Annotated in this window: 22 protein-coding genes; 2 read left to right on the top strand and 20 right to left on the bottom strand. The window is 49.4% G+C overall.

Going from position 1 to position 26999, the window contains the following annotated elements:
- Positions 1 to 106: 106 nt before the first annotated feature.
- The 4 genes from ACI955_RS03145 to ACI955_RS03160 form a co-directional block, all read right to left on the bottom strand.
- Positions 107 to 1228, bottom strand: coding sequence for an enoyl-CoA hydratase/isomerase family protein (locus tag ACI955_RS03145; protein ID WP_415242283.1), 1122 nt, complete (start codon positions 1226 to 1228; stop codon positions 107 to 109).
- A complete protein-coding gene (locus tag ACI955_RS03150; protein WP_415242284.1) occupies positions 1228 to 2019 on the bottom strand; it encodes an enoyl-CoA hydratase in 792 nt (263 codons plus the stop codon). Before ACI955_RS03150 ends, ACI955_RS03145 begins: the two co-directional genes overlap by 1 nt.
- Positions 2016 to 3176: an acyl-CoA dehydrogenase family protein gene (locus ACI955_RS03155; RefSeq protein WP_415242285.1), complete on the bottom strand. Its 1161-nt coding sequence runs from the start codon at positions 3174 to 3176 to the stop codon at positions 2016 to 2018. Before ACI955_RS03155 ends, ACI955_RS03150 begins: the two co-directional genes overlap by 4 nt.
- A gap of 71 nt (positions 3177 to 3247) precedes the next feature.
- The gene (locus ACI955_RS03160) at positions 3248 to 4666 is read right to left on the bottom strand and encodes an aldehyde dehydrogenase family protein (RefSeq protein ID WP_415242286.1); all 1419 of its coding nucleotides are present in this window, start codon (positions 4664 to 4666) and stop codon (positions 3248 to 3250) included.
- A gap of 205 nt (positions 4667 to 4871) precedes the next feature.
- Between ACI955_RS03160 and ACI955_RS03165 the strand changes: the two genes are divergently transcribed.
- Complete coding sequence (locus tag ACI955_RS03165; protein ID WP_415242287.1) at positions 4872 to 5747, top strand: AraC family transcriptional regulator; 876 nt, start codon at positions 4872 to 4874, stop codon at positions 5745 to 5747.
- Positions 5748 to 5756: 9 nt separating this feature from the next.
- On the opposite strand, the gene ACI955_RS03170 is transcribed toward ACI955_RS03165, so the two are convergent.
- From ACI955_RS03170 to ACI955_RS03210, 9 genes are all read right to left on the bottom strand, one after another.
- Positions 5757 to 6548 (bottom strand): PhzF family phenazine biosynthesis protein, encoded by a 792-nt coding sequence (locus ACI955_RS03170; protein ID WP_415242288.1) that lies wholly within the window; start codon positions 6546 to 6548, stop codon positions 5757 to 5759.
- A gap of 352 nt (positions 6549 to 6900) precedes the next feature.
- Positions 6901 to 7623, bottom strand: a complete 723-nt coding sequence (locus ACI955_RS03175; protein ID WP_415242289.1) for a YebC/PmpR family DNA-binding transcriptional regulator — start codon at positions 7621 to 7623, stop codon at positions 6901 to 6903.
- 156 nt (positions 7624 to 7779) lie between these two features.
- The gene (locus tag ACI955_RS03180) at positions 7780 to 8535 is read right to left on the bottom strand and encodes an SDR family NAD(P)-dependent oxidoreductase (RefSeq protein ID WP_415242290.1); all 756 of its coding nucleotides are present in this window, start codon (positions 8533 to 8535) and stop codon (positions 7780 to 7782) included.
- A 41-nt stretch (positions 8536 to 8576) separates the two neighbouring features.
- Positions 8577 to 9698: a helix-turn-helix transcriptional regulator gene (locus ACI955_RS03185; protein ID WP_415242291.1), complete on the bottom strand. Its 1122-nt coding sequence runs from the start codon at positions 9696 to 9698 to the stop codon at positions 8577 to 8579.
- Positions 9699 to 9827: 129 nt separating this feature from the next.
- The gene (gene dmpG, locus ACI955_RS03190) at positions 9828 to 10856 is read right to left on the bottom strand and encodes a 4-hydroxy-2-oxovalerate aldolase (RefSeq protein ID WP_415242292.1); all 1029 of its coding nucleotides are present in this window, start codon (positions 10854 to 10856) and stop codon (positions 9828 to 9830) included.
- 12 nt (positions 10857 to 10868) lie between these two features.
- Complete coding sequence (locus ACI955_RS03195) at positions 10869 to 11786, bottom strand: acetaldehyde dehydrogenase (acetylating) (RefSeq protein WP_415242293.1); 918 nt, start codon at positions 11784 to 11786, stop codon at positions 10869 to 10871.
- Between the two features lie 45 nt (positions 11787 to 11831).
- Positions 11832 to 12620 (bottom strand): fumarylacetoacetate hydrolase family protein, encoded by a 789-nt coding sequence (locus tag ACI955_RS03200; protein ID WP_415242378.1) that lies wholly within the window; start codon positions 12618 to 12620, stop codon positions 11832 to 11834.
- A gap of 2 nt (positions 12621 to 12622) precedes the next feature.
- Positions 12623 to 13456: an alpha/beta fold hydrolase gene (locus tag ACI955_RS03205; RefSeq protein WP_415242294.1), complete on the bottom strand. Its 834-nt coding sequence runs from the start codon at positions 13454 to 13456 to the stop codon at positions 12623 to 12625.
- Positions 13457 to 13609: 153 nt separating this feature from the next.
- Positions 13610 to 14470: an SDR family NAD(P)-dependent oxidoreductase gene (locus ACI955_RS03210; protein WP_415242295.1), complete on the bottom strand. Its 861-nt coding sequence runs from the start codon at positions 14468 to 14470 to the stop codon at positions 13610 to 13612.
- A gap of 240 nt (positions 14471 to 14710) precedes the next feature.
- Between ACI955_RS03210 and ACI955_RS03215 the strand changes: the two genes are divergently transcribed.
- Positions 14711 to 15076, top strand: a complete 366-nt coding sequence (locus ACI955_RS03215; protein ID WP_415242296.1) for a DUF3703 domain-containing protein — start codon at positions 14711 to 14713, stop codon at positions 15074 to 15076.
- A gap of 66 nt (positions 15077 to 15142) precedes the next feature.
- Here ACI955_RS03215 and ACI955_RS03220 read toward each other — a convergent pair whose 3' ends face one another.
- The 7 genes from ACI955_RS03220 to ACI955_RS03250 all read right to left on the bottom strand — a co-directional run bounded on the left by ACI955_RS03220 (position 15143) and on the right by ACI955_RS03250 (position 26895).
- On the bottom strand, positions 15143 to 15487 hold the full coding sequence (locus tag ACI955_RS03220; protein ID WP_415242297.1) for a PBPRA1643 family SWIM/SEC-C metal-binding motif protein: 345 nt from the start codon (positions 15485 to 15487) through the stop codon (positions 15143 to 15145).
- 266 nt (positions 15488 to 15753) lie between these two features.
- Positions 15754 to 16704 (bottom strand): transglutaminase family protein, encoded by a 951-nt coding sequence (locus tag ACI955_RS03225; RefSeq protein WP_415242298.1) that lies wholly within the window; start codon positions 16702 to 16704, stop codon positions 15754 to 15756.
- Positions 16701 to 19226 carry a circularly permuted type 2 ATP-grasp protein gene (locus tag ACI955_RS03230; RefSeq protein ID WP_415242299.1) on the bottom strand — a complete coding sequence of 842 codons (2526 nt, stop codon included), beginning with the start codon at positions 19224 to 19226 and terminating at the stop codon, positions 16701 to 16703. Before ACI955_RS03230 ends, ACI955_RS03225 begins: the two co-directional genes overlap by 4 nt.
- A 224-nt stretch (positions 19227 to 19450) precedes the next feature.
- The gene (locus tag ACI955_RS03235) at positions 19451 to 20383 is read right to left on the bottom strand and encodes an alpha-E domain-containing protein (RefSeq protein WP_415242300.1); all 933 of its coding nucleotides are present in this window, start codon (positions 20381 to 20383) and stop codon (positions 19451 to 19453) included.
- Positions 20383 to 21792 carry a circularly permuted type 2 ATP-grasp protein gene (locus ACI955_RS03240; protein WP_415242379.1) on the bottom strand — a complete coding sequence of 470 codons (1410 nt, stop codon included), beginning with the start codon at positions 21790 to 21792 and terminating at the stop codon, positions 20383 to 20385. The genes ACI955_RS03235 and ACI955_RS03240 overlap by 1 nt, the downstream gene beginning before the upstream one ends.
- Positions 21793 to 22330: 538 nt before the next feature.
- Complete coding sequence (locus ACI955_RS03245) at positions 22331 to 23386, bottom strand: Glu/Leu/Phe/Val family dehydrogenase (protein WP_415242301.1); 1056 nt, start codon at positions 23384 to 23386, stop codon at positions 22331 to 22333.
- 32 nt (positions 23387 to 23418) lie between these two features.
- Entirely contained in the window at positions 23419 to 26895 is a 3477-nt protein-coding gene (locus tag ACI955_RS03250; protein ID WP_415242302.1) for an indolepyruvate ferredoxin oxidoreductase family protein, read from the bottom strand.
- Between the last annotated feature and the right edge of the window lie 104 nt (positions 26896 to 26999).

Raw genomic sequence — 26999 nt, forward strand, 5'->3', positions numbered from 1 at the left:
CTGTTTATTAGATCTAAGATGTCCAAATGAACACCTTTTATTATTCAAAAAATGAGACGGATGAAACCGCCTCAAAACCTTCTAGAAGTAATGATCACACACGCCGTTAAAGATCGAGCAAGGGATTTTCTATCCACGGCGCAGTGAAATGCTGCTCAATCAAATCTTGCGATACATCAGCCGGTGATGAGTGCTGCCAAGCCGGGTTACGGTCTTTGTCGATTAACAAAGCTCGAACACCCTCGGCAAACTCTGGCTGACGAATTATCGCCGTAGACAGCAGCATTTCAGCTTGAAATGCCGCCTTTAAACTCAGGCCCTTGCAGCGACGAATCTGTTCGGCAATTAAGCGTGCACTTAAAGGCGAACCCGATGTAAGTGTCGCTGTAGCTTTCTGCAGCCAAGGATTCTCAGACTGAGCGGCAATAATATTGTTAATTACCCCAAGGTCGTCATCCGCCGAACACAGCGCTGCAATTTCAGAAGCAGCCGCTTCGACATTACCGCCGGGCAGAACCGCTTTAGAGCGCGCAACAAAGGTCGCCATTAAATCAAAGACACGCTCGTGGTTTTCCGCCACACCCGTTGACCACAGTGTTTCCGTTAAGGCATTAAGAACATCACCCGCGTATTGATGCTCAACAAAGCCTTCGGCTAAACCTAGATACACAGCATCAGCCGCATTAAACGACGCACCCGTTAAGGCCAGGAACAAACCTGTATGACCGGGCATACGGTTCAAAAAGTAGCTGCCGCCAACATCAGGATATAAACCAATCGTGATCTCTGGCATCGCCAATCTGGTCTTTTCCGTAACAACGCGATAGCTGCCTGACGCAAAGACACCCATGCCGCCACCCATTACAATACCGTGGCCCCAAACAATGACCGGCTTGTCGAATTGGTGGAGCAAATAGTCAACGCGGTACTCCTGCTCAAAAAATGCTTCCGCGTACTCGCACGGACCGCCAGGCTGCTCAATAGAGGACTTATATAAAGCCTGGACGTCGCCGCCAGCACATAGGGCCTTTTGACCTGAGCCATGAATAAAGACACAGGCGATATCGCTGCGCTCGCGCCACTCACGGAGCTTTACCAGCATCAACTCAACCATATTCAAAGTTAGTGCGTTTAGAGTTTTTTCTACGTTCAGCGTGATAACACCGACCGAAGGACCACTGAGCGAACGTTGCTCTTCAAATAAAACTTCTTCTATACGATCTGTCATTAAGCGTTCTTCCATGCCGGGCTGCGTTTTTCAAGGAATGCGTTTACACCTTCTTTTTGATCCAAGGTGTCAAACAACTGAATGAAACGCTCACGCTCCAGCAGTAAACCCTGTGGCATTACTGCTTCGCGTGGACTGTGAATCAATTCTTTACAGAAGGTGACTGAAACCGGGCTTTGCTGAGCAACCTGCGCGGCCAAAGCCAAGGCAGCTTCTTTAGACTTGCCTGACTCAACCACTTCTTCAACCAGACCCAAGCTCAATGCCCTGTCTGCTTTAATCCGTTCGCCGCACAATATAATGCGCTTAGCCCAACCTGGACCAACCAAGGCGGTCAAACGCTGCGTACCACCGGCGCAGGGCAGCAAACCCACTTTTGCTTCCGGCAGCGCCATTTGGGCGTGAGCTTCTGCAATACGTATATCGCAGGCCAAAGCACACTCCAGACCACCACCCATAGCAAAACCATTCACGGCCGCAATAGACACACCGCGGAAATCTGCCAAGGCTTCAAAAGCCTGACCAAATTTCAAACCGATATCCTGGGCAACTGCTTTGTCGCCGCTGGCAAACATTTTTAGATCTGCGCCCGCCGAGAAAAACTTCTCGCCAGCGCCGGTGATCACCAAGCTGTATATGTTTTTGTCGGCATTCAAATTAGCGATCAGTTCACGCATACCACTTAATGATTCGGCATCCCACGTATTCCCACCAGGATTGTCGATAGTGATCAATGCCGTATGGTCAATAATCTCAACTTTTAGTTTTTCCGTGGGACTGTAGTTGCTCACTTAATCACCTCCAAGGCACCATCTAATAATAAACGCCGGCCAATAATGACCCGCATAATTTCATTTGTCCCTTCCAGAATTTGATGCACGCGACTGTCGCGCACATGCCGTTCCAGCGGGTATTCTTTGATATAGCCATAGCCGCCATGCAGCTGCAGCGCGTCGTTACAAATGTTAAAACACACATCCGTTGCAAAGCGTTTTGCCATCGCGCAGTAAATACTGGCTTCCGCATTGCCGCTGTCTAATTTGAAGGCCGCCAAGCGCACCATCTGCCGCGCCGCCACCAAATCGGTAGTCATATCAGCCAATTTAAACTGGGTATTTTGGAAGTTTGCAATGGCCTGACCAAATTGCTTACGCTCTTTCACGTAGTCAATGGTTGTCTCTATGGCAGCTTGCGCCGTGCCAATCGAGCAGGTCGCGATATTAATACGACCGCCATCCAAACCCTTCATGGCAATCTTAAACCCCTCCCCTTCACTGCCCAGCATATTAGCAGCGGGAACCACCACATCTTCGAAAATTACGGCGCGCGTTGGCTGACTATTCCAGCCCATTTTTTCTTCTTTCTTGCCGTAGCTCACACCCGCCGCGTCAGCCGGAATAGCAAAGGCGCTAATGCCCTTGGCACCATTGCCACCAGTGCGCAACATCACCACGAGCATGTCAGTTGAGCCAGCACCGGAAATAAACATTTTGCTACCGTTAACGATATAGTTGTCACCGTCGGCACGCGCCGTGCTGCGCAAATTGCCGGCGTCTGAACCTGCACCAGGCTCAGTTAAACAATACGAAGCCAGCTTCTCGCCTATCACCAAATCGCCACAATACTCCGCTATCAGAGCCGGTTTGCCATAGCTACCGATCATGCTCGTTGCCATATTGTGGATGGTTAAAAATGCGGCGGTAGACGTGCAGCCCCGCGCCAGCTCTTCCACAATCACACTGGTATCAAGCCGACTCATACCCAAGCCGCCAGCGTCTTCGGGGGTGTACATACCCATAAAACCCAGCTCACCAGCCTGTTTCAGCGCGTCTTTGGGGAAAATATGTTCAGCATCCCACTTGGCGGCATTAGGCTTGAATACACCCTCGGAAAATGACCGCGCACTTTCGGCGAACGCTTTTTGATCGTCGGAAAGGTTAAAGTCCATATTGTTCTCTTTTTATTTAGACGTAGATAAAGCAAAACGTCGCAATTCCAGCGGCGATTTGATACATGCAATTACTTAAACTTGGCCATAACTTTGCCAAATAGCACATCATCGGACGGAATCACTTTTGTAACTGCCAATGGCTTAGACACCCAGGTTTCATTGATCAAGTCACGCCAGGTAATATTGTTGTTGGTGCTATTGCCGCCCCATGAGCCGCAGCCCAGCGAGAAGGTCTGACGCATACCATTCCACAGATTGCCGCTGTTAGAGGCGGCCTGCGGCTGATTAACCATCACTCGCGATGTTTTGGTCGCATAGGCGAACTTCATGATATTTTCATCGCTATACGAGTAGATACCGCATGAGTGACCTTGACCTTGATACGCTTGAATTGCATTCGTCATGGCGATAGCGCCTTCAATATCTTTCACCGTGTAGAACGCCATCACTACAGACATTTTTTCACCTGAGAAAGGATGCTCTGGGCCGGTACCGGTTTCAGGCACGATAAAGAAGGTTTTCTCGTCAGGTAGATCGATACCCGCCATTTCCGCCAAGACGCTTGCCGGTTGCGCAACGATCCGGGGCGCAATATGACCATCTTCCCAAATAATACGCTGTAATTTGGCTTTTTCTTCAGCGTTACAAATATAACCGCCCTTTGCCTGAAGCTTTTCAAGCAGCGCTTCTACATTTGATTCAAAGGCGATAACGGCGTTGTCTGAAGAACACGATGCCGCCAAGTCTAAGGTTTTAGAGATGCGAATTTTTTCAGCCGCTTCATCTAAATCTGCGGTGTCATCGACGGTAATAACGGCGTTACCGGCACCCACACCCAGAGCAGGTGTGCCGCTGGAATATGCCGACGTGACCATTGGGGCGCCGCCAGTAGCCAAAATACGGTCGCACTGCTTCATCAGCTCGGCAGTACCCTCCATAGAGGGGCTATCCATAGAAATAACCAAATCCTCTGGCGCGCCACAAGCCTTGAGTGCTTCGCGCATCAAATCGCAGATCATCTTATTGGTTAGCTTAGAGCGCGGATGTGGCGCAATGATGATGGAGTTACGACCCTTGACGGCAGAAATTGCCTTAATCACCGGCGTCGCCTCTGGATTAGTGCAGGGCGTTAACGCACCAATAACACCAACAGGCTTGGCTATTTTAACGATATTGCGCTCTTTGTCGTCTTCCAGAATACCTACCGACTTGTCATCGATAATATCGAAAAGTGCTGCGCGGGTTTTCTTGAAAATCTTGAGAAACTTACCGTCGTAATTACCGAGCTGCGTTTCTTCTACGGTGAACTTGGCAATTTTCTCTGCCACGTCCTGACGTGCAACCGACCACACCATAGCGGTAATCAACTCATCGACTTGCTCTTGGCTGTAGTTCTCAATCTGAGCCTGGGCTTTACGTGAACGCGCAACTAGAGACTTTACTAATACTGCCTCTTCGCTTGTCGCTATGGCGGTTTCAGCAGCCATGGTATTTCTCCGGGTTATTTTTATGACTAACAATAGCGCGCCCAGACTTTTGCTGCCCGCGCATGAACAAGGCTCTATATAAACACATACCCACAGCGGGGAGGATTGACTATATTGCCGACTTAATGGACTATATTGCGCATGCAATTAAGTACACTTCACATCCAGTTAAATTCAATAAGTTGATATTTAACAGAGGCTTAATATGAAAATCACCTCTGACTGGCCACTCCCTCCACTAGGAATTCGCTTTCTTACACCGCAATTTGTGCAAACTCAACTCGCCGGCCACCCCCTCACCGAAGGACTATTTCCGATTGCCATGGGCTACTACCCCGCGGCCTTTGGTCATCGTATGCACCGCCAGCAGCAGGACAGCTATCTTCTAATTTACTGCATTGATGGCAAAGGCACCTTGATGTGTGACGACAAGCGCTACCGCATTAATAGCGGCGATATTATTCTACTGCCACCTAAGCACCACCATGCCTACAAAGCAGACTCCAAAGACCCCTGGACAATCTATTGGCTGCATTTCAATGGTGGCTTGGCCGATCATTTTTACCGGCACATTCAACTGAGTTCGCCATCATTTAATATTGGCGTGCAACCGCGAGTCGTAAGGATATTTGACGGCCTGTCTGAGCTGAGACGCAGCGGATATCAATTCGCAGAATATATTCAAGGGGGCCATCAACTTCAGGCGCTTCTCAGCTACATCGCCCTGCTGGTAAAACAGCAGCGCCCGCAAAGCGGAACGGCGCTGAACTGGGAAAGATTGCGTGCGACGATGCAGGAACACATCCACGGCCAACTTAATCTAGATGAATTGGCCGCCAGTGCAAAACTGTCAAAATACCATTTCACTAAAAAGTTTAAGGCGCATACCGGGCAATCACCTATACAGTATTTTATTAATATGAAAATTCAGCGCGCCTGTTATTTGCTAGACAGCACCAGCCAATCGGTAAAGCAAGTTGCCTCGGCCGTCGGCTATGACGACCCTTATTATTTTTCTCGTCTGTTTAAAAAAACCATTGGCTTGGCGCCCAGCGATTACCGTCATCATCGTCGAAGCTAGGCCCTAATACTAAATCAGTAATTCTCCCTTCATGGTCGTTACTGCATATCCCGACAAAACTACCACATCACCGTCTATGCAAATATCGAGCGCGCCACCACGGCTAGATACCTGCCGAGCAGAAAAGGTGTTCTTGCCGGTTTTAAGTGACCAATAGTGTGCCAAGGCGCAATGCGCTGAACCCGTGACAGGGTCTTCATTAATCCCTGCATTAGGTGCAAAAAATCGCGACACAAAATCTATAGGTGAAGCGCTGTCCGCCGCAGCGGTAACGATCAAACCGCGACTCTTTAAGGATGAAATACTCACCAAATCTGGTACAAAGCGCTGCACTGCATCCGCACTTTGGAGTTCAATCAAAAGATCTTCCCCCGCCTCAGCTGCGCCGCGCAGCAATCTTGAGTCAACCACGCTATGCGCCCAGCCACCGGCATCTACCTGAGAGGTCATTGTGAGGGGAAAGCGCATCGCCATAACATCATTATTCCGAGTGACGGTAAGCTCGCCACTGCGCGTTATAAACCGCAGAACCTCATCGTTAACACCAAACTCTGTCCATAGTGCATGCGCCGCCGCCAATGTCGCGTGACCGCACAAGTTGACCTCCATTGCGGGTGTAAACCAGCGCAAAGACCACCGCCCATCGGCCAAGGCTTCTAAATAGGCTGTTTCTGAGAGATTAAATTCAGCGGCGATCCCTTGCAGCTCCTCGTCAGTGAAGCCCGCCTCTAATAGACAAACCGCCGCCGAGTTGCCGCAAAATTTCTGCTGGGTAAAAGCATCTACCACCCGATATTTCATCTTAGCTCCTTAAAATCAAGGTATGTCCATGTCGTCCTACCGCAAAGCATAATACTTCACTAGACTTATCTCTATCGCCAGCACTTCCCCCAAGCAGAACACAGCGCTTGTGCTTTCAGTGACGGCTTTAAGACTAGCTCTTTTGGGATATTTAAACGAATAAAGCCCAGCAACGAGAATTGCTGGGCTTTATTCCGTAACTCAGCAAATGCCGAATTACGGGGGGATACCTCAAGTCGCTGCTTTCTCAAGCGACTATTTTTCTAGTGGCTGTTTTTCTAGTGACTATTTTTCTAGTGACTGTTTTTCTAGTGACTCTCTTTGTAATCACTGTTTTTTAATCTTCTGATAACTATGACTCAGGCAGTTCTGCGTTATGATAAATATTCTGCACATCATCCAAGTCATTAAGCATGTCCATGAATTTTTCAAACATGGTCACGTCATCGCCTTCAACCGGAGAGGTATTTTGGGCGAGGAACTGAATTTCATCAACGTCAAAATCAGCCACACCCATTTCAATCAAAGCCTGCTTCGCTTTAAAGTATTCTGTGTTGGGTGCAAAAACCGACACTTTGCCAGCTTCCTTCTCGATATCACTGACGTCAACATCGGCTTCCATTAAGGCTTCCAGGGTCGCCTCTTCGTCGTCACCATCGAAGACAAAAATCGCCGAGTGATCAAACATATGACTGACACTGCCCTGAGTGCCAATTTTACTCTTGGTTTTATTAAAGCAAAGACGGACATCACCGAAAGTGCGGTTTGGATTATCGGTAAGACACTCAACAATAACCATGCAATTACCAGGACCATAGCCCTCGTAGCGCGCCAGCGAGAAGTCTTCACCCGCGCCACCTTTGGCTTTTTCAATGGCTTTTTCGATAACGTGGGTCGGCACCTGATCTTTCTTAGCGCGCTCGATCATCCCCCGCAGCGCCAAATTCCCCGTGGGATCAAAGCCCCCAGCCTTGGCGCAGACGTAAATTTCACGTCCGTATTTACTGTAGACCTTGGCCTTGGCATCTGAGGTTTTGGCCATCGAATCTTTGCGGTTTTGGTAGGCTCTGCCCATTGCGCTGCTCCGCTTAAAATAACAAAAACCCGGATTTTACAGTCAGGTATTCAGATAGGGAAACTTTTCGTCACATTCCTGCCAATAACTCGCCTGCTAAACTGCCTTGTTAGAGCGAGATCTGCAGACAAGTCCAGTTTGTCACCCTAGAGTATATCAACGCAAAAACGCCTGACCGCCATCCACCGGCAGGGTATGACCGGTAATATAGGCTGCATCCGGCCCACACAAAAACACCACCACCCTGCCTACATCTTCCTCACAATCACCGACTCGCCCGAGCGGCACGGTACACAGAAAATCCTCGACATCATCGCCACCACTCTCTACCCAGCGACTCATGGCCGGCGACATAGCTAGCGGCATAACACAATTGACGCGGATATTATCTTCACCCCATTCACAGGCGGCGGCGCGACTCAGTGCGCGGGTTGCTTCTTTAGCGGCGGCATAAGCACCAAAACCTGCAGAGTCAGAACGCATAGCCGCAGAACTGGCGAGATTAACTACACTGCCTTCGCCCCGCAAAAAGGGGTAGCAGGCCTTCATAAAGCGGAGAGTGGCTAAAGGACCGGAATCCATGCCATCGAGGTATTCGTCTTCGTTTATTTCGAGGATATTGCCGAGCGGCACAATCTGAGCGTTATTGACTAGAATATCGACGCCACCGAATTCATCGACAATTTCCAGTACGGCAGCGTCGATATCGTCGGCCTCGGTAACATCGCAAACAAAGGCCTGGGCATCACCGCCGCGACGGTGAATTTCTGCACAGGTGGCTTCTAAGGTGGCAAGCGTTCGGCCCAGCACCGCCACCGTCGCACCTTCAGCGGCTAAAGCAAACGCAATACCAGCGCCAACGCCTTGCCCACCACCTGTTACCACCGCAACTTTACCTTGCAGAATAGCCATTACACACACTCCTAGCGACGAATGTGACCAGCCAACTGAGTTTATTCTGCCAGCTGCGCCACGCTTTTCAGAATTAACCGCACCAACAGAGTTTGTCTGCTGACACCGGTTTTTGAAAAAATCGACCGCAGATGTGTGCGTGCGGTATTGCGGCTCATACCAAGTGCCGCAGAAGCTTCGTCAAGACTTAGGCCATCAGACAGCAGCAAGGAGAGCTGCGCCTCGGTTGGCGTAAATCCAAATAATTGAATAATAACCGCAACCGGCGCCTCTGCGCCGTATTCAGGGTCACTGATAAAAATGGCTACTGTCGGCACCGATTTGCCTTCAGACCATTCGGTTACCGGCACCGGGCGGGCAATAACGCCTAAATCAGCAAAATCGCCGTCGCGCGGCACTCGCATCGCTTCAACAACCGTCGGCTCATCACCAATGCGATGTTCCAATATACGGTTAATCAAACGCTGCAATTTCTTGGTAGTCGCTTGGTCACCTAATAGCAGCTGGCCATCTTCAACACGAACATCCGGTTCGCGAATAATCAAATACTCAGCCATGCGGTTACAACTAAGCACACGACCATTCTCATCCAGAATAATAGTCGCCAATGACAAACTTTCCACTGCACCGGCATATAAATCGCGTTCAGATTCAACTTTGTTCAATCTCACATGAAATCGCAGTGCCCGCTCCAAGTGGGGAACTAGGGCATAAATCAAATCGCGATCTGCTTGATCAAAGCTCGCCGAGTGCTGGCCGCGAGCAACCCGCAGTCCGGCATTCATCTCGCCGGGGACAACAATATCCACCCCCAGAGAGTCGTATAAGCCCGCAGGTTGCATGCATAATTTGTAGAGTTCACTGTCCAGCCAGCCTTCACCGGGCACCATTTCCATCAGGCTTTTCACTTCGCCGGGACGCAGCGACTGAAAGGGATCCATAGCGAACAGGCGCTCTTGGTACCGGGCTATGCCCTCAAGATTGCCACCCACAACCCGCAGCACACCTCGTCCTTTCTCAGACGGTTTATTTAGAACCAAGGTTACTGATACCGCGTCCATCATTTTGCGCAGCACTGACAGGAAATCTTGCCAAGGTTCCTCTTCTAATGGACCTTGGTAAATAGTGGCAATTAATTCGTCAAAGGCGGGATTAATAAGCATATCGGCGCCAGCCAGGCCTTATTTATTTATTAGGGTCGCCAGTATAACTGAGAAACACGCAGACGTAAGGCCTTCGAGCGAAGGCCCATCAAGATGGCTTGATATAAACTACTAGCTCAAACTAACTATTTAGATAAGACCTCTGGCCTTAGCCATGTCTATTGCCAGATCTTCAATCATGTCTTCCTGACCACCCACCGTGCGGCGGCGGCCTAGTTCAACCAAAATGTCACGCGATGACACGCCGTACTTCGCCGCCGCGCGTTTAGCAAACAGCAGGAAGGAGGAATATACACCGGCATAACCCAAGGTTAGGGAGTCGCGGTCAATCCGAATCGGACTGTCCATAATCGGCGTGACCAAATCTTCAGCAACATCCATGATTTTATAAAGATCAATACCGTGATTGACTTCCATACGATCCATCACCGCAACCAATACTTCGAGCGGTGTATTGCCTGCGCCCGCACCCAAACCTGCCACCGAGCCATCAATACGATTGGCGCCGGCCTCAATCGCAACCAGAGAGTTCATCACCCCAAGGCTGAGATTGTGATGTGCATGAAATCCTAATTCGGTTTCCGGTTTGAGTTCACGACGCAGTAAAGCAATGCGCTCTTTCACTTGATCTGGCAGCAGGTAACCCGCTGAATCCGTGCAATAAATACAGTTTGCGCCGAAAGACTCCATGAGTTTGGCCTGCTCAACAATCTGCTCAGCCTCGATCATATGGGTCATCATTAAAAACCCGACGGTATCTAAGCCCATTTGCGCTGCCATACCGATGTGCTGTTCTGACACATCAGCTTCAGTGCAGTGAGTGGCAACTCTGATAGTGGTCACACCTAAATCCGCCGCCATCTTAAGGTGATCAACCGTGCCAATACCAGGTAGCAGCAGCGCTGAAATTTTTGCATTTTTAACTACGCCAACCACTGCTTTCAGGTAGTCCTCGTCGCTGTGCGCTGGAAACCCGTAATTCACTGAGGAGCCGCCGAGTCCATCGCCGTGGGTCACCTCGATCAGCGGTATTCCCGCCTCATCTAAGCCCTGGGCAATAGACTTCATTTCATCTAGTGAAATTTGATGCTGTTTGGCGTGCATGCCATCACGCAAGCACATATCGTGTAATACAACTTTTTTACCGCGTAAATCCATGTTCCTGTCCCCTTAGACCGACGCCAATGATGGAAGCGAAAAGCGTCCCGCCAGCATTTCCACTGCAAACATTTCTGCGGTGCGCAGCCCGGCAGCAGTCATAATGTCTAAGTTACCCGCGTACTTGGGTAGAAAATCGCCTAAACCTTCAACTTCCATAAAGATCGACACCCGATTGCCATCAAACACCGGGCCATTTTTCAGCCGATAACCCGGCACATATTTTTGCACCTCGGCAACCATGTCATTGACTGACCTGCGGATCGCGTCCTGATCAGGCTCTTCGTCGGTGAGACAGTGAATGGTATCGCGCATAATCAGCGGTGGCTCTGCAGGATTAATAACAATTATCGCCTTGCCTTGACGGGCGCCGCCGACTTTCTCAACAGCACCGGCTGTGGTGCGGGTGAATTCATCAATATTCTTACGCGTGCCCGGACCCACTGATTTAGAGCTCACGGTTGCGACAATTTCGCCGTAACTCACTGACTGCACCCGAGATACCGCTGCCACCATTGGAATGGTCGCCTGCCCACCACAAGTCACCATATTGACGTTGCTGCTGCCCGCAGCTAATGCGTCCTTAAGATTTACCGGCGGCACGCAATAAGGTCCAATAGCCGCGGGCGTTAGATCGATCATTAACGCGCCCTGCTCATTCACTTTGCGAGAATTTTCGGCGTGAACATAAGCAGAGGTGGCGTCGAAACAAATTTGCACACCGTCTGCTTTCATTGTGGGCAACATGCCGTCGACACCGTCTGCGGTCACTTTCAAACCCATCTCTTTGGCACGCAACAAACCTGGGGATTCTGGATCAACCCCCACCATCCACACTGGCTCAATCAGTTCAGAGCGTAATGCCTTCATTAGCAAATCGGTACCGATATTGCCGGGACCGATAATTGCTGCCTTAATCTTTTCCGCCATGGTGTTGCACTCTCTAAATATTAAGCTGAGACAGGGGGACCCGCCTTATACAAATTGGACTGACGCGCGGCCAATACCGTGTAATTCCATTTCCATTTTGTCGCCGGCAATCACCGGTTCCAGAGGTACCAGTGAACCGGATAAAATCACTTCGCCAGCCTTAAAGGGAATGCCAAAGCGCCCCAAGGTATTGGCCAACCAAGCTACCGCAGTAAGTGGATTCCCTTGCACAGCGCTTCCTAAGCCTTCGCTAAGCAGCACGCCGTTTTTCCAAACTGTAATTTTCAAACTCGGTAAATCATGATCGCGCGGATCAGCGCTTGCGTCGCCCAAGACATACACCCCGCAGGAGGCGTTATCGGCAACGGTATCTTGAATGCGAATATTCCAATCTTTAATTCGCGAATCGACTATTTCAAAGCACGGCATTATGCATTCGGTAGCGGCCAATACATCGGCCTCAGTTACACCGGGGCCCTGCAAATCTGCTTTTAACTTAAAACCAATCTCAGCTTCTGCGCGGGGCTGAATTAAGTTACCGAGCACCGTAACGTCAGCGCCATTAGGATAGGCCATTGCATCGGTCAAAAAACCGAAGTCAGGTTGATGTACACCTAACATGTCTTGCACTACCTTGCTGGTCACACCAATCTTTTTACCGACTACCACCTCACCGTCGTCTTCGACACGACGTTTAAGCATCTGCAATGAAATATAGTAAGCATCATCCAAGGTGATCTCAGGAGCTTGCTCGATAAGAGGTTGCAGGGGGTTAAAATCACGCATGGCCTCGTACAAGTTATCGCCGAAGATTTTTATCTGGTCTTTCTGCATCATTAGCTATTTCTCAAAAAATCGTTGGTATTGCGGTTGAACATATCGCGGTGTTCTACCATCACCCAATGCCCGCACTGAGAAACCAGTGTTAAGCGAATATTTGAACAGTTTTTAGCGAGGGTTTGGATACCTGTTTCCGGCATCATTTTTTCATTAACGCCCCAAAAAGCCAGTATCGGGCAGCTAATTTCTGACAACCGCGTCGCCATATTCGGTACAACCATCGAGGTTATAACTTGGCTATTCTGCTGCTGAAAAATACCCCAGCGCTCATTGATCAATTGCTCGTCAACCACGCTCTCGTCGTACACGAGTCCGCGCCGAATAAAATCTTCCAAGCGCTCGGGTGCCATCGGCCCAGAGGTAAACACCTCCTTCATCACCTGCATACCCGGCATATGAAAATAATCGGCCTGCTCCTCAATACCACCAGGCGCCATTAGCACTAACTTTTCGACTTGGGAGGGATTATCCAAGGTAAACTTAATGGCGATAGCACCACCCAAAGAATTGCCAATTAAAGAGCAGGAATTCACATCTAATTGATCAAGAAGTTGCTTAATGCATTCAACAAAAAGATCAAGGTGGTACTGCACATCTGCGGGCTTGTCAGAATAACCGTAGCCAATTAAATCTGGCACAATCACCCGATATCCCTGCTCAAGCAAATACGGGTAGTTGTACTTAAAATTACTATGGCCACTAGCGCCACTGCCGCTACCATGTAAAAACACCACTACCGGTCCACTGCCATTATCTAAATAATGCACGCGCTGACCATTAGGCAGATCCGCATAGTTTTGCTCGGGTAATCCCGCGACTATCGCTGCCATTATTATCGTTCTCCAGTAGCAGATTTCAGGTGTCTGAATCGGCGCCAAACTGCACACCCATCAACACTTTATAAGTGCCGCAATGGTAACGGTTTGGGCCAAACACCCTAATACCTCAAATGGATGACAGCTGCTGCAGCTAGCTACTGCCAACTACTGAATGACGATATCGCTGAACTGGGTTTCATCACCAAATATCAATCTTGGCGATGGCGGCAGGCGACTGTCTATATCTACCAAACCATACTCAGCGCCAAGCTCTGCAGCAAACCAAATCTTTCCGGTACGCGCCATACGGGCCTTATCCACGGCTAAAGAGGCAATAACACGACCGGTAAATTCAGGTGATTCCACCATATCTAGTAAATGGCCATACAACTCCGGTTCGGCAGCAAATACCGCCTGCGTGCGCTCAGTTTTTAACAATCCCATCCACAGGGAAACAACCGCGACCTGATGCGGCTTAAAATCTACCGCCATATCGTGAGCCATTTTATCAACTGCTGCTTTGCCAGCACCGTAAGCCGGGCCATGCATATAACAACGCCCACCGGGAGACGAGGTATTAATCACTAGGCCACCATATTTTATCAGTAGCGGCGCCGCGTAATACGAGGCGACATAGCTGGACCGGAAACCGACATTCAAAATATCTTGTAGGTTTAAAGGCTTCTCCCAAAAGGGACCGGATAAGGTTAAACCATCAGGCACACACAGGGCGTTATTCACTAAAATATCAAGTTTGCCGTGATCGCGCGCAATCTGCGCAAACAGCGCAGCAACCTCATCATCATTGCCGTGATCACACACCACCGCGACACCCTTGCCGCCTCGCCGGGTAATTTCTTCTGCTGTTGCGTAAATCGTTCCCGGCAATATTGAATCGCCCTCGGTTTGACTGCGACCAGTCACATAGACGGTCGCGCCCGCATCGCCCAGCGCCTCGGCAATACCTTTACCTGCACCACGACTAGCGCCAGTCACCAGCGCAATACAATCGTCACCTAAAAACATCAGCACTCCTTTTCTTATACTTTTTTATGCGTCTTATTATCGGTATTCAAGACTTGAAATAACATTGATAGCGCCAAAACCGGCGCCCAAAGTTCTAACAGGTGATAATAATAGCTATCGCCATTAATCACCCTCGCACGGATAGACGAGATAGTGGGCGCGGAAACCTGAGGGATTGCGATCGCAATAAGATTGAAATATCGTGGCATTCAGATAAGAACATCATCGCGGATAGTAATTATGCTGACATTTACCCGAAACATCGCGCCGCATGTCGACAAAGAATTAGCCCTAGCTGCCAGCGCCAGACGTCGCAACCATGCTGGGATTGAGTTCAAACACCTAGAAATTGCCCACGTGCTAGGCCAAGAGTCGACCTACCAGCACAGCAAATTACACTGCTTAATGTTGGTGTGGGGATTACGTCAGCGCCGTTGGCGCGCGGTTTTGGGGCAGCTTTTTAGAATTATAGGGGTCTTGAGCACAACAGCCATTGGCCTGGTACCACCTGTTAATAACGGCGGCAGCAATATCAGCCTATTTGCACCACACGCGCTGTCGCAGGAATATAGCGAAATCATTTTAAGGGCCAAGCAAGATCTGTAATTGAATCGCTATTGTTGTCGCAGCAACCACAGGGAAGCGAGCGAGCTCAGCAAACGGGTATTTCGCTTAGGCCATGCCGCAGCATTTCTTGTACTTTCTACCGCTTCCGCACTGACAGGGATCATTTCTAGCAGGTATTTTTTCAACCACCTGAGTGCCGGTCTTACTTAATAAGACAGTCAGCGCACTGATATCTTCAACTGCCGCATCGCTGAGATCGACAGAAATTACGCCGTGCAAATCAGCCTCTGACAACATCACCACAACTTCTTGTTTACGAGCCTCACTCGTGACCAGCAGGCTCAGAGGATATTTTTTACTACCGGCTTTCGTCATAGCCTTAGTCTGGTAACCATGATTAATATGGTTTTGTCGCGGATCGGTGCGACCTTTAAAGAAAAACTTCGACACGTTCACTTACCTATGAATGATCAAACGTTTAGGGATTGAAAGGAACAAGCCCACCACGCAACAATTGTGGCCAGCACAATACGTCGAACGCGCTTATTTGTCGCTATAAACCTGCCGCGCCTTCTAAAAATAATTGCCTGTAAAGACCTGTGTTGCGTCATGATCCCGATGTGTTTGAGTACAGGCGGCGCAAAAGAAAATAGCGCATCGCAAGATCACCATAATAGTAGTCGACCGCATTATAAGTAATCGATTGCTATATCTAGCTATGACTGCGACTGAGTCTGTGACGGCGGCGCATTCGAACTTGGAGTGGCAGCGAATCCAATGGCAGTGCCTAGCTCAACCCTAGAAACATCTACCGCTACGGATAATGTCTGCTTGCCGCCCCCGCCAAACACAACGCCTTTTAAGGGCGTCACGTCCGAATAGTCTCGTCCCCAGGCTGTCGTAATATGCTGATCTGCCGCCATAACATCATTGGTAGGATCAAAATCCTGCCATTCATCGCCGGGAATATAGACTGCAAACCAAGCGTGAGAGGCGTCTGCACCCTGCATTTTCACTTGTCCAGGAGGCGGCAGCGTTTCAAGGTAGCCACTAACGTAGCGCGCGGCGTAACCAAGACTACGTAAGACGCCAATCGCCAAATGAGCAAAGTCTTGGCAAACCCCACGACGATTTTTTAAGACTTCATCGAGCGGAGTGGCAACCGTAGAAAAACCTGGGTCGTATTTAAAATCTTTAAAAATACGGGAATTTAAAGCACTCACCGCCTCGATAAAAGGCCGGTTAGGGCGAAACAAGTCGCAGCCGAAATCGGCCAACTGGGGAGCAACAGCAATCATCGGCGAATTGAAGCAAAACTCAGAGGCACACATATCCTCTTGCCCAGCACCGGCACTTAAGGCGAGTAAAACCTCTGCGCAGGTAATCCCACCACTCAGCAAGCGCGGCTCAGATGGCGCTATTTCGACTTCACTATCTACTATCACTTCCAATGAGTGATGCGGTTTTTCCACGGTAAAGTGACACACCACGTTGCCAAAATAATCAACCCGTTTGATTCTACTTGTCGGCGCGGGAATGATACGAATATCACTGTAATTGACCCGCTGACCATTACATTCACGGGGGATTAAATAGGCCACGTTATAACCCTGATTCACCTGGCCGGCGTATTCGTAACGAGTCGAGTGCTTTACCCGATATTTCATGAAACACCTCTACCGCTCATCTCAACGGGTTGTGGTCCCGATGTATGATCGAAATAGCGATCTGCGAGTGCCTGTGAGGCCGCCTTGAGATCCCCGTCTAACTGCGTTAGTAATTTACCTAAATTCAAATACTCTCCAGCTTCCTCATCTCGCGTCGCGATTTCTTCCAATGGCGTGAGTAATAAATTATTTGTCGCGCGTAAAATGCAGCGCATATCTTCGCTTAGCTGGACGCTTTGACTGTGACCTTCCACATCTTCCAAGTGGTTGCGAAGGCTTTCCAACTGAAAGATGACTGACCGAGGGTTTTGACGATCAAACAACAACAGCTCCATGCCCTTATCTAAGCGATATCCACTGCGGTAGTAACGCTTATACACAATACGTGACTCTAAGCTTGCCAGTACTGGCTTTAACAAAGGCACGCCCTGGCCATCGCCTTTGTCTGTGACCAAAATATGACTAAGTAATTCAACTGTTTTTTGCGCGCGCTCTAGACGACGACCCATTTCCATAAATCGCCAGGCGCGACCTCGCACCATGCTTTCTTGGCTTAAACCACACAGCGCCAGCAAGCTAGTAATAAGTGGGTCGAGTAATTCTTCTGGCGCAGCCTGCAGGCTACTTTCAAGATTTTTATTGAGGTATTCCATGCCATCGCGAATATCGTTAATTAAGCGCAGCATGTCATTTGACAGCAACTCCTTAACCCCGTCGGCAGAGTGCAAAATAGCTTCCAGGCAGTGCGCGATACTCCCGGGCCGAGATCGATTGGATACAATATCGAGTAACTCGTGCTCCGGCGCGTCAAAATCGGCATCTTTGGCAGTAAAGCCTGGGAAGGTGCCGGTGACCTTTGTGACTGAGCGCAATAATACGCGGCGATTATCTGGCGATAGTGGTTCAATACTATTAAGCTCTTCAAAAGCAGTACGCACCAAACGTAAGCCCGACTCGGCCCGCTCGGCATAGCGACCAAACCAAAACAAATTATCAATAACGCGACTTGGTAAACTGAAATTGCGATCCATCTTTTGTCGCATTAATTTTTCAGGCTCAAAAACGCTGTCTTCTACTTCCGGCTCAGACGCTAAGATCCAAGTGTCTTTGCTGCCGCCACCATATTGGCTAACAATATGCTGGGTGTCGGTATGGGTGCCAATATGCGTAAGCCCCCCCGGCATAACACTATAGGAATTGCCACTGGCCACGGTGAATCCGCGCATCACTAAAGGCCGGCTACTAAACACTTTGCCATCTAATGCTGGAGTCTGAGACGGACGCACTGCACTTTGCGCCACATAATCTATTGGATTTGCCAACACCTTCGCCAACAAATCAACGCGTTCCTGGGCATTTAACTCAGCCACGAACAGGCTGTGACGACCGGGCACACGGCAAGTATGCCGGATAAGCAGCTCGTCAAAATGGGCCTTCACATACTCTAAATCTGCCTTGTCACCACACCACCACGTTGGTACCGAGTTCAAGCGCAGATCACGACCGAGAAAGTGACGAGCAATCGCCGGCATATATTTAGCTAAAACCGGACTTTCTAAAATCCCACTACCCAGCGGATTGGCAATGATCACACCACCGGCGCGAGCCACCTCGGTTAAACCGGGAACGCCCTGACCAAAACTATTCCGCGACGCCACAGGATCGGCCATGCTGTCGTCTATTCGACGCAGTACAACATCCACTTTGCGGAGACCGTCTAAGGACTTTAACCACAGTGCGCCCTTGCGAACCGTCAAATCTCGCCCCTGCACCAGAGGATAACCAAGGTAATTGGCGAGGTAGGCGTCTTCAAATGAGTTTTCTTTAAACGCACCCTGGGTAAGATACACAACTAAAGGTGCGTCTTTGGTTGGACTAAGCTCGGCTAATTTGCGACGCCACTGCAGAAAGAAATTAGACAGCCGATGAACATGAGCATCACGGAACAAACTCGGCATGACCCGTCGCAATACTGTTCTGTTCTCTAAGGCATAACCCGTGCCCGAGGGTGCTTGGGTACGATCACCAATCACCAACCACTCACCGCTAGCAGAGCGCACTAAATCTGCGGCATGGAATATAAGCTGATGCTCTCCTGGCAGACGAATACCATCACAGGCGCGAAGAAAGCCGGGATGACTAAAAATGGCGGCGGGCGGGATAACTTTGTTATGAATGAGCGTCCGTTCACCGTAGAGATCACTAAGAATAAGATTGAGTAGCTCAGAGCGCTCACGCAGCGCATTCTCAATAGATTCCCACTCCTGACTCGATAGAATCATGGGCAGTAAATCTAAGCTCCACGTATGGCTTACATTTTGCTGGTCGCCAGGACTGTAGCTGGCGCCGTCATCACGGAGTATTCGCTTGGCAGTGCGTTGTCGCTCAAGCAGGGCATCCATTCCCATGGCATTAAGGACCCGCATGGGGTAGTGCCAATGTTCGCGAACATTGCCGTCTGCCCCAATGACCTCGTCATATTGGTCATGCTGCGGTTTATAAACAAAACGTTCAGTTGACATGGATGTGGTGCCAGAAGCGTGCGTCGAGTAACAGGATTACCCTAGGTAAAAGGAACATCACCACGGTCCTAGTCGCAATTCCCTAATTGCAAAGCAATGATTATGCACCATATTAGAGCAGGAATCGCGACCACCACCGACAGCAAATCACGAGCGGGAAGATTACCGTAAGTCCCATACCTGGGCAAACACTTGCTTGACCGAGATATGCCTAATAAGGGCCCTTATGCTGGCTTAAACCAAGTATCTTGAATGGTCTGATGTACCACCATGGAATTTTTTTCAAGCTTGGTGAGATAGGCAGGGAAGCTAGTCGAAACGTCGCTATAATCACTGCCATCGGTCACGGTTTTCGAAAATTGATTTAAGCCGGTAACCACCAGGTCACTGGACGGCAATTGCCTTGCCGAGTCCTGCATCCGCAACAGGCCGCAGGCCACAGAGCGGGGAAACAGAGTATCTTCCAGTAAAAACCGCGCAGAGTCATCGCCATTTATCGCTACTTTCATGGTGCGACGATAGGGCATGGTGGCGTTTAACGTCCCCAACACACTACCCCAGACCGCATCCAGCACATGATTGGAGTCACTTTCAATAAGATCGCTGGACATGCTGGCGCCCGCCTCCAGAATACGGAGAGTCATATCTGCCCGTTCCAAGCTGCGCCCCATATTCAAGAAATGCCAGGCCGCATCTCGCCGCATGGTGTCGGCAATCAAGCCATTAATCTGCTGGCAGGTCTTAATGATCTCTTCCAGAAACTCATGCCGGTAACGGCGGCCTAAACCCTGGGAGATGTTTTCTGACACAAAGATTTGGAATTCATTGACCAACTCCCAGCTTTCCTGGGGCACCATGTCGCGAGTGGTGCGGATATTTTCCCTTACCATTTTCAGCGATGACGCCAAAGAACTTGGATTACTGAGGTCCTCAAGTAAAAATTTCACCACCCGCTTTTCATCTTGCACTGTGAAGCGCCGGTTATATTCGGCGTGACTACCACTGGCAATAACCAGATTGTGCCAACTGATCCCCGTATCTCTGGGTAAATCGAATAGCAAACCGGTATAGACTTGTATTAAGCGCGCCATACTTTCCACCCGTTCAAGGTAGCGCGCAAACCAATAAACTCGCTCTGCCACTCGCGATAACATCATTATTTTGCGTCCCCTTCCGCCACGATCCAAGTATCTTTACTGCCACCACCCTGTGAGGAATTAACAACAAGTGAGCCTTTTTTCAAAGCCACCCGTGTTAAACCACCCGTCGTCACCGCCAAGTCAGTACCCTGCAACACAAAGGGCCGCAGGTCTAAATGGCGAGGTTCCGCTTCGCCCACGCCCGTGACCACAGGCGCGGTCGAAAGCTTTAAGGTCGGCTGGGCAATATAGTTTCGAGGGTTTTCCTGCACGAGTTTACGAAACTCTTCATGTTCTTTTTTGGTCGCATGCGGCCCCACCATCATGCCGTAGCCACCAGACTCATTCGCGGGTTTTACCACCAACTTTTCAATATTTTCAAGAACGTATTTTAGCTGTTCAGGATCATCGCAAAGATAGGTTTCAACATTGGGCAGAATCGCTTTTTCACCTAAATAGTATTCAATCATTTTTGGCACGTAGGCGTAGACCACTTTGTCATCGGCCACCCCCGCGCCCGGCGCATTTACCAAAGTCACATTACCTGCCTGCCAAGCGCGAATAATACCCGGCACACCCAAAATTGAATCAGGATGAAAAGCCTCTGGATCGAGAAATAAATCATCTATCCGGCGATAAACCACATCAACCCGCTCGAGGCCGGAAATGGTTTTCATATAAACGCAGTCATCTTCACCAACAAATAAATCACTGCCTTCTACTAATTCAACACCCAACTGCTGCGCCAAATAAGCGTGCTCGAAATAAGCCGAGTTATAAATACCGGGGGTCAAGATGACAATTGCAGGCTGACGCACTTTGCGAGGTGACACCGATGCCAGCATATTGAACAATTTCGCCGGGTAGTCATCGACGGGTAATATACTATTGGTCTCAAATAATTCAGGCAAAACGCGCTTACTTATCTCGCGGTTCTCCAGCATGTAAGCCACGCCTGACGGCACCCGTAAATTATCCTCCAAGACATAAAATTTGCCGTCAGAGTCACGTACCAAATCACAGCCGCAGATATGCGCCCACACGCCTTTTGGCGGCGTAATTCCCACACACTCAGGACGAAAATTTTTAGAATCTTTAATAAGATGAGCCGGTACTACACCGTCTTTAAATATTTTTTGCTCGTGGTACACATCATTTATAAACAGATTCAGTGCCCGTACGCGCTGCTTAAGGCCCTCGGCGGTCTGCTCCCATTCCTTGGCGCTAATAACTCGGGGAATAAGATCAAAAGGCCATGAGCGATCTATATTTTCGCCATCGGAATAAACCGTAAAACTCACGCCCATATCGCGGACGGTGCTCTCTGCTGCTACCCGTCGGCTCTCAAGTTCTTCGCGACTCAGGCCTCCTAGATATTTCACGACGCGTCGGCTCGCCAGGCGGGCAACTCCTTTAGGCGTTATCATTTCATCAAAAAAATCACTGCCCTGATACTGACTCCAATCGATACCGCCAGATTCCTTGTCTGCACCTTTAGTCATTTATAAAGCACCTTGCTGAAAATTATTTTATTCCAAATCCATTGCGCACCAAAATAGCGCGGGGCAGTTCTGAGTCTCGCGTTGTGTTAGTGCATAATCGTTTTTATATAGCAGCTATGCCCCCAATAACCTCATACCTTAGGACCCACTGCAGCAATAGACAGGCCAACTTGCACAACATTCGACAAGCTTTAGCTAATATTTATTCCCATCATCACTTTTATTTATCGTTATAGCATACGCGGCTTTCACACCCAACAGCAGCTAAAATAGCTGCAACTCTGGTTTGTATCAGAAAAACTAAATAGCCGTTAGGGCCTAGGGCTAAGACCGTCAATAGCTCCGGCTTAGACATTAGCCGACTATTGCCGAACTCGCGAATCAATCTATCTTAGATTGTGATGATAGAGCCAAAGTTTGATGCAGCAGGGTGCAGGCTGACGGTATTACTCAATTATGAAAATTAAGCCACTTTCGCGTGTTTACCGAGTAAAAACCGCTCTTCCGCCATGCCTTCAGCAACCGCGGCAGTAGAGACGCCTCTTGCCACAGAACGTCCAAACACTTCAGTCAAGGATGCCGCAATAGTCGCTATATGTGCAGATGTACTTGCAGAACTCCCCTCCGCGCGCTGATAGTAAACATCGATAATCCCACCCGCATTAATCATAAAATCAGGCGCGTATAAAATATCTCGCTGCCGCAAACGCTCGCCTTGCGCAGTATTGGCCAATTGATTATTGGCCGCGCCAGCCACAATACCTGCTTGAATGGTCTCCACGGTATCCGCATTGATTACGGCTCCCATCGCACAGGGCGCTAATACATCCGCAGCAAAACCGAGTACCTCATCACAGGCGATAATATTGGCCCCAGCAAGGCGAGCCAACTCACAGTTACGAGTATTAATATCGGCGGCGAAAACCCTCGCACCCTCCAAAATCAGCAGCGATATTAAATGCCGACCAACTGCCCCCGCGCCTTGTATGGCAACGCGAACACCAGTCAAATCAGCGCTTCCATGCTTAAACTTTAAAGCCGCCTTTATGCCATGAAATATTCCCTCGGCGGTATAGGGTGAGGGATCACCACCATGGCGACCACCGTCAAGAACACCCGACACATAGGAGCTAGACTCCGCGATAATTTTTAAATCAGCCACGGTGGTGCCAGAATCTTCTGCGGTGATATAACGACCGCCAAGATCCTCAATAAAGCCGCCCATCGCCAGCAGTAAATCGCGGGATTTATTTTTACTTGGATCGCCAATGATGACCGCCTTCCCTCCACCCAAGGGCAGCCCCGCCAAAGCCGACTTATAGGTCATGCTCTTAGACAATCGCAGCACATCATCAAGTGCGCAGTCATCATTTACATAGGGATACATTCGGCAGCCACCCATGGCCGGCCCCAAATTGGAGTTATGCACCGCCACGATCGCCCGCAGACCACTGCGCGCATCATGCTTAAACGCAACAAGCTCATGACCGTCAAAATATGGCGAGTTAAATACTGTCACTCCGCTCTCCTGTTAGCCAGCTATTATGATAATCAGGCGGCATTATGAATATCGACTAGCTGCACAATATCGCCAGTCAAACGCTTAATAAGTTGATCGCGGCGCACACGATACTGAGCAATAGCTTCCACCTTCACATGGCCAAAACCACGAACATCATCAATCAGCTGGAATAGCTCAATGGCGATACTCACATTGTCTCTGCTAATTTTGGGTAAGACGGTATCAAGCTGGGCAATAAACTCATGAGATAAGGCCCGCTCTGCTCTGCGTTCCGCGCTGTAGCCAAATATATCCCATCTTGTTCCGCGCAGGCCTTTAAGCCTAGCTAGTCCCTTGAAGGCCACTAGCACCCAAGTTGAAAAAACTCGCTTCACCGGGAAGCCATCCGCGCCGATCGTCGAAAGTAAAGGCGGCGCCAAATGGAACTGTAATTTATAGTCACCTTCAAAAGCGTTGTTGAGCGTCTTCAAAAATTCGCCATCAGTGTATAAGCGTGCCACTTCATATTCGTCTTTGTATGCCAGTAATTTATGTAAAGACTTAGCAACCACGGACGTTAGCTCGGCCGCAACGCCGTTAATAGCTTCGTCCTTAGCCCTAACCGCGTTCAATAGCTCTATATAGTTGTCGGCATACTGTTTGTCTTGGTATTTCAGCAAGTGTTGGTAGCGATACTGAATAATATCCTCGACCTCACCCAGCGGCGACCAATGCTCCGCTTCGATGCCAGCTGCTTGACGTACCCCATCAATATTATGTGCAGCGTGGCGCCCCCATAAAAATGCCTGCTTATTAAAATCTACCGCCACACCATTTAAGTCTATCGCGTGATCAATAGCATCGAAGCTCACCGGCACATAGCCCTTTTGAAATGCGTAGCCCAACATAAAAAAATTGCTCGCCAAGGTGTCGCCGAGAAGATGACGGGCTAGTTCGGTGGCATCGACAAAGCTCACCTTGCCCTCACCCACCTCGTCAACAATCAATTGCTTCATAGAGTCCGCTGGAAACTCGGCATCGCGGTTGTAGATAAACTCTGCGGTGGTCATTTCGGTGTCGTTGATGACCGCAACTGTGCGCTCGACATTGACCTTGGCAATGGCTTCGTCAGATACCGACACCACCAAATCACAACCCAATAACAAATCAGCATCGCCGGCCGGGATTCTTACTGCATTAATGTCATCCTGCTTATTTGCCACCCGCAAATGACTTACTACCGGGCCAAACTTCTGCGCCAAGCCGGTTTGATTCATAGTGGCGCAGCCCTTGCCCTCAATGTGCGCCGCCATGCCCAGGACGGCGGTAATGGTAAGCACTCCCGTTCCACCAACACCGGTAACCACCAAATTCCATGGCCTAATTATTACCGGCAACACCGGCATGGGAATAAGGCCAAAGCTGTCGGCAGCGACCGCGGTATTCTTTTTAGGCTTACCGCCAATGACTGATACAAAGCTGGGGCAAAAGCCATTCACACAGGAGTAGTCTTTATTACACGCACTTTGGTCTATTTGACGTTTACGGCCAAGCTCGGTCTCCTTGGGTAATACCGACAAACAATTAGATTTCTTGCCACAGTCGCCACAACCTTCGCACACCGCTTCATTGATAAAAATACGGCGATTGGGATCAATCATTGTGCCTTTTTTACGACGGCGACGTTTTTCTGCCGCGCAGGTTTGCTCAAATATTAGAATCGAGGCACCGGCCACGCCTTGCAACTCGGTTTCAATCGTCAGTAGGTCATCGCGATGACTAATAGTTAGGCCATTCTTTTGTGGCCAAGCATAGTTTTCAGGATGATCTGATACCAAGGCAATACGTTTAATGCCCTCGCCACGCAGTTGCATAATAAGCTGTTCAATCGTTAATGAACCATCGAGCGGCTGCCCGCCTGTCATCGCCACGGCGTCATTATAGAGAATTTTATAAGTGATATTGACGCCGGCTGCAACGACCTGACGGATGGCCATACTACCGGAGTGGAAATATGTGCCATCTCCTAAATTTTGAAATACATGTTTATTGTCAGTAAATGCGGCTTGTCCCACCCAGTTCACGCCTTCGCCGCCCATTTGGCTAAAAGTAGTTGCTGGGCGGCTTGGCATCCACGTGCTCATATAGTGACAACCAATACCACCCATCACCACGCTGCCTTCGGGCACGACTGTTGAAGTGTTGTGCGGGCAACCAGAACAGTAATGCGGGCTACGATTTATAACACCATGCTTATTGGCGATAGATTGCTCTTTTTGATCGTAAAACCTAAGACGCTTTTCTATTTCATCACTTTTATAAAAGCGGCGAATACGCGAGGCGATGGCCCGCGCCACCATCGCCGGCGTCAATTCACTGAGGTTAGGAAGCAGCTCTTTGCCCTGTTCATCAAACTCACCAATAACACGGGGGCGATCTGCTACCGGCCAGTTATAGAGTTGCCCTGTAATCTGGTCTTCGATGATGGAGCGCTTCTCTTCTACCACCAGAATCTCTTCTAAACCGGCAGCAAATTCATGGGTTGTTAATGGCTCTAAGGGCCAGGGCATACCGACTTTATAAACCCGCAAACCAATTGCCGCCGCTTGACGCTGATCTATTCCTAGGTCTTCCAAGGCCTGCAAGACGTCGAGATAAGCCTTGCCGCTGGTCACAATACCCAAGCGCGCCTTGGGGCTATCGATAACAATGCGATTCAAATTGTTCGCACGCGCAAAAGCACGCGCGGCATAAATTTTATATTTATTCAGTCTCAGCTCTTGCGCTAAAGGCGAATCGGGCCAGCGCGCATGCACGCCATCAGGCGGCATCTCAAAGTCCTCTGGCAGGACAATTTTAACGCGGCGGGCATCTATCTCGGCGGAAATCGCCGAATCCATATTTTCGGTTATCGCTTTAAGTGCTACCCAACAACCGGCGTAACGAGAAAGCTCCCAGCCGTAAATACCCAAGTCCAAGACCTCTTGGACATTAGCAGGCGCAAGTACAGGAATAGATGCCCCTATAAACATATGTTCAGACTGATGCGGCAATGTAGATGACTTGGCGGCATGATCATCGCCAGCAACCGCTAACACACCACCAAATTTTGAGGTCCCAACCGCATTGGCATGTTTGATCACATCCATACTGCGATCCACCCCGGGACCCTTGCCATACCACATACCAAATACGCCATCGTATTTGGCATTGGGAAACAGACCCACCTCCTGACTACCGCGCACGGCCGTAGCCGCCAAGTCCTCATTCACGCCCGGAACAAATTGAATATTGTGTTTATCGAGGTATTTCTTGGCTTTCCACATGGCCTGATCGACACTGCCTAAGGGAGAACCCCGATACCCTGAAATAAAGCCCGCGGTGTTTAAACCACGCTCTACGTCGCGTTGATGCTGGAGCATAGGCAGACGCACTAAGGCCTCAATACCCGTCATGTAAGCACGGGTATGATCCAAACTATACTTGTCGTCCAATGAGATTTTAAAGGCGTGCTCTGACAGAGGCATAGGTTTTATTCTCCGACAATGGCTAGTAAACGTCTAACCACCAGCTTATGTTTTACACGCGGAATTTATTATTTTATTCATGCAGGAAATAGGTAATAAGATGC

This window comes from Zhongshania sp. (assembly GCF_047636175.1).
Classification (GTDB): Bacteria; Pseudomonadota; Gammaproteobacteria; order Pseudomonadales; family Spongiibacteraceae; genus Spongiibacter.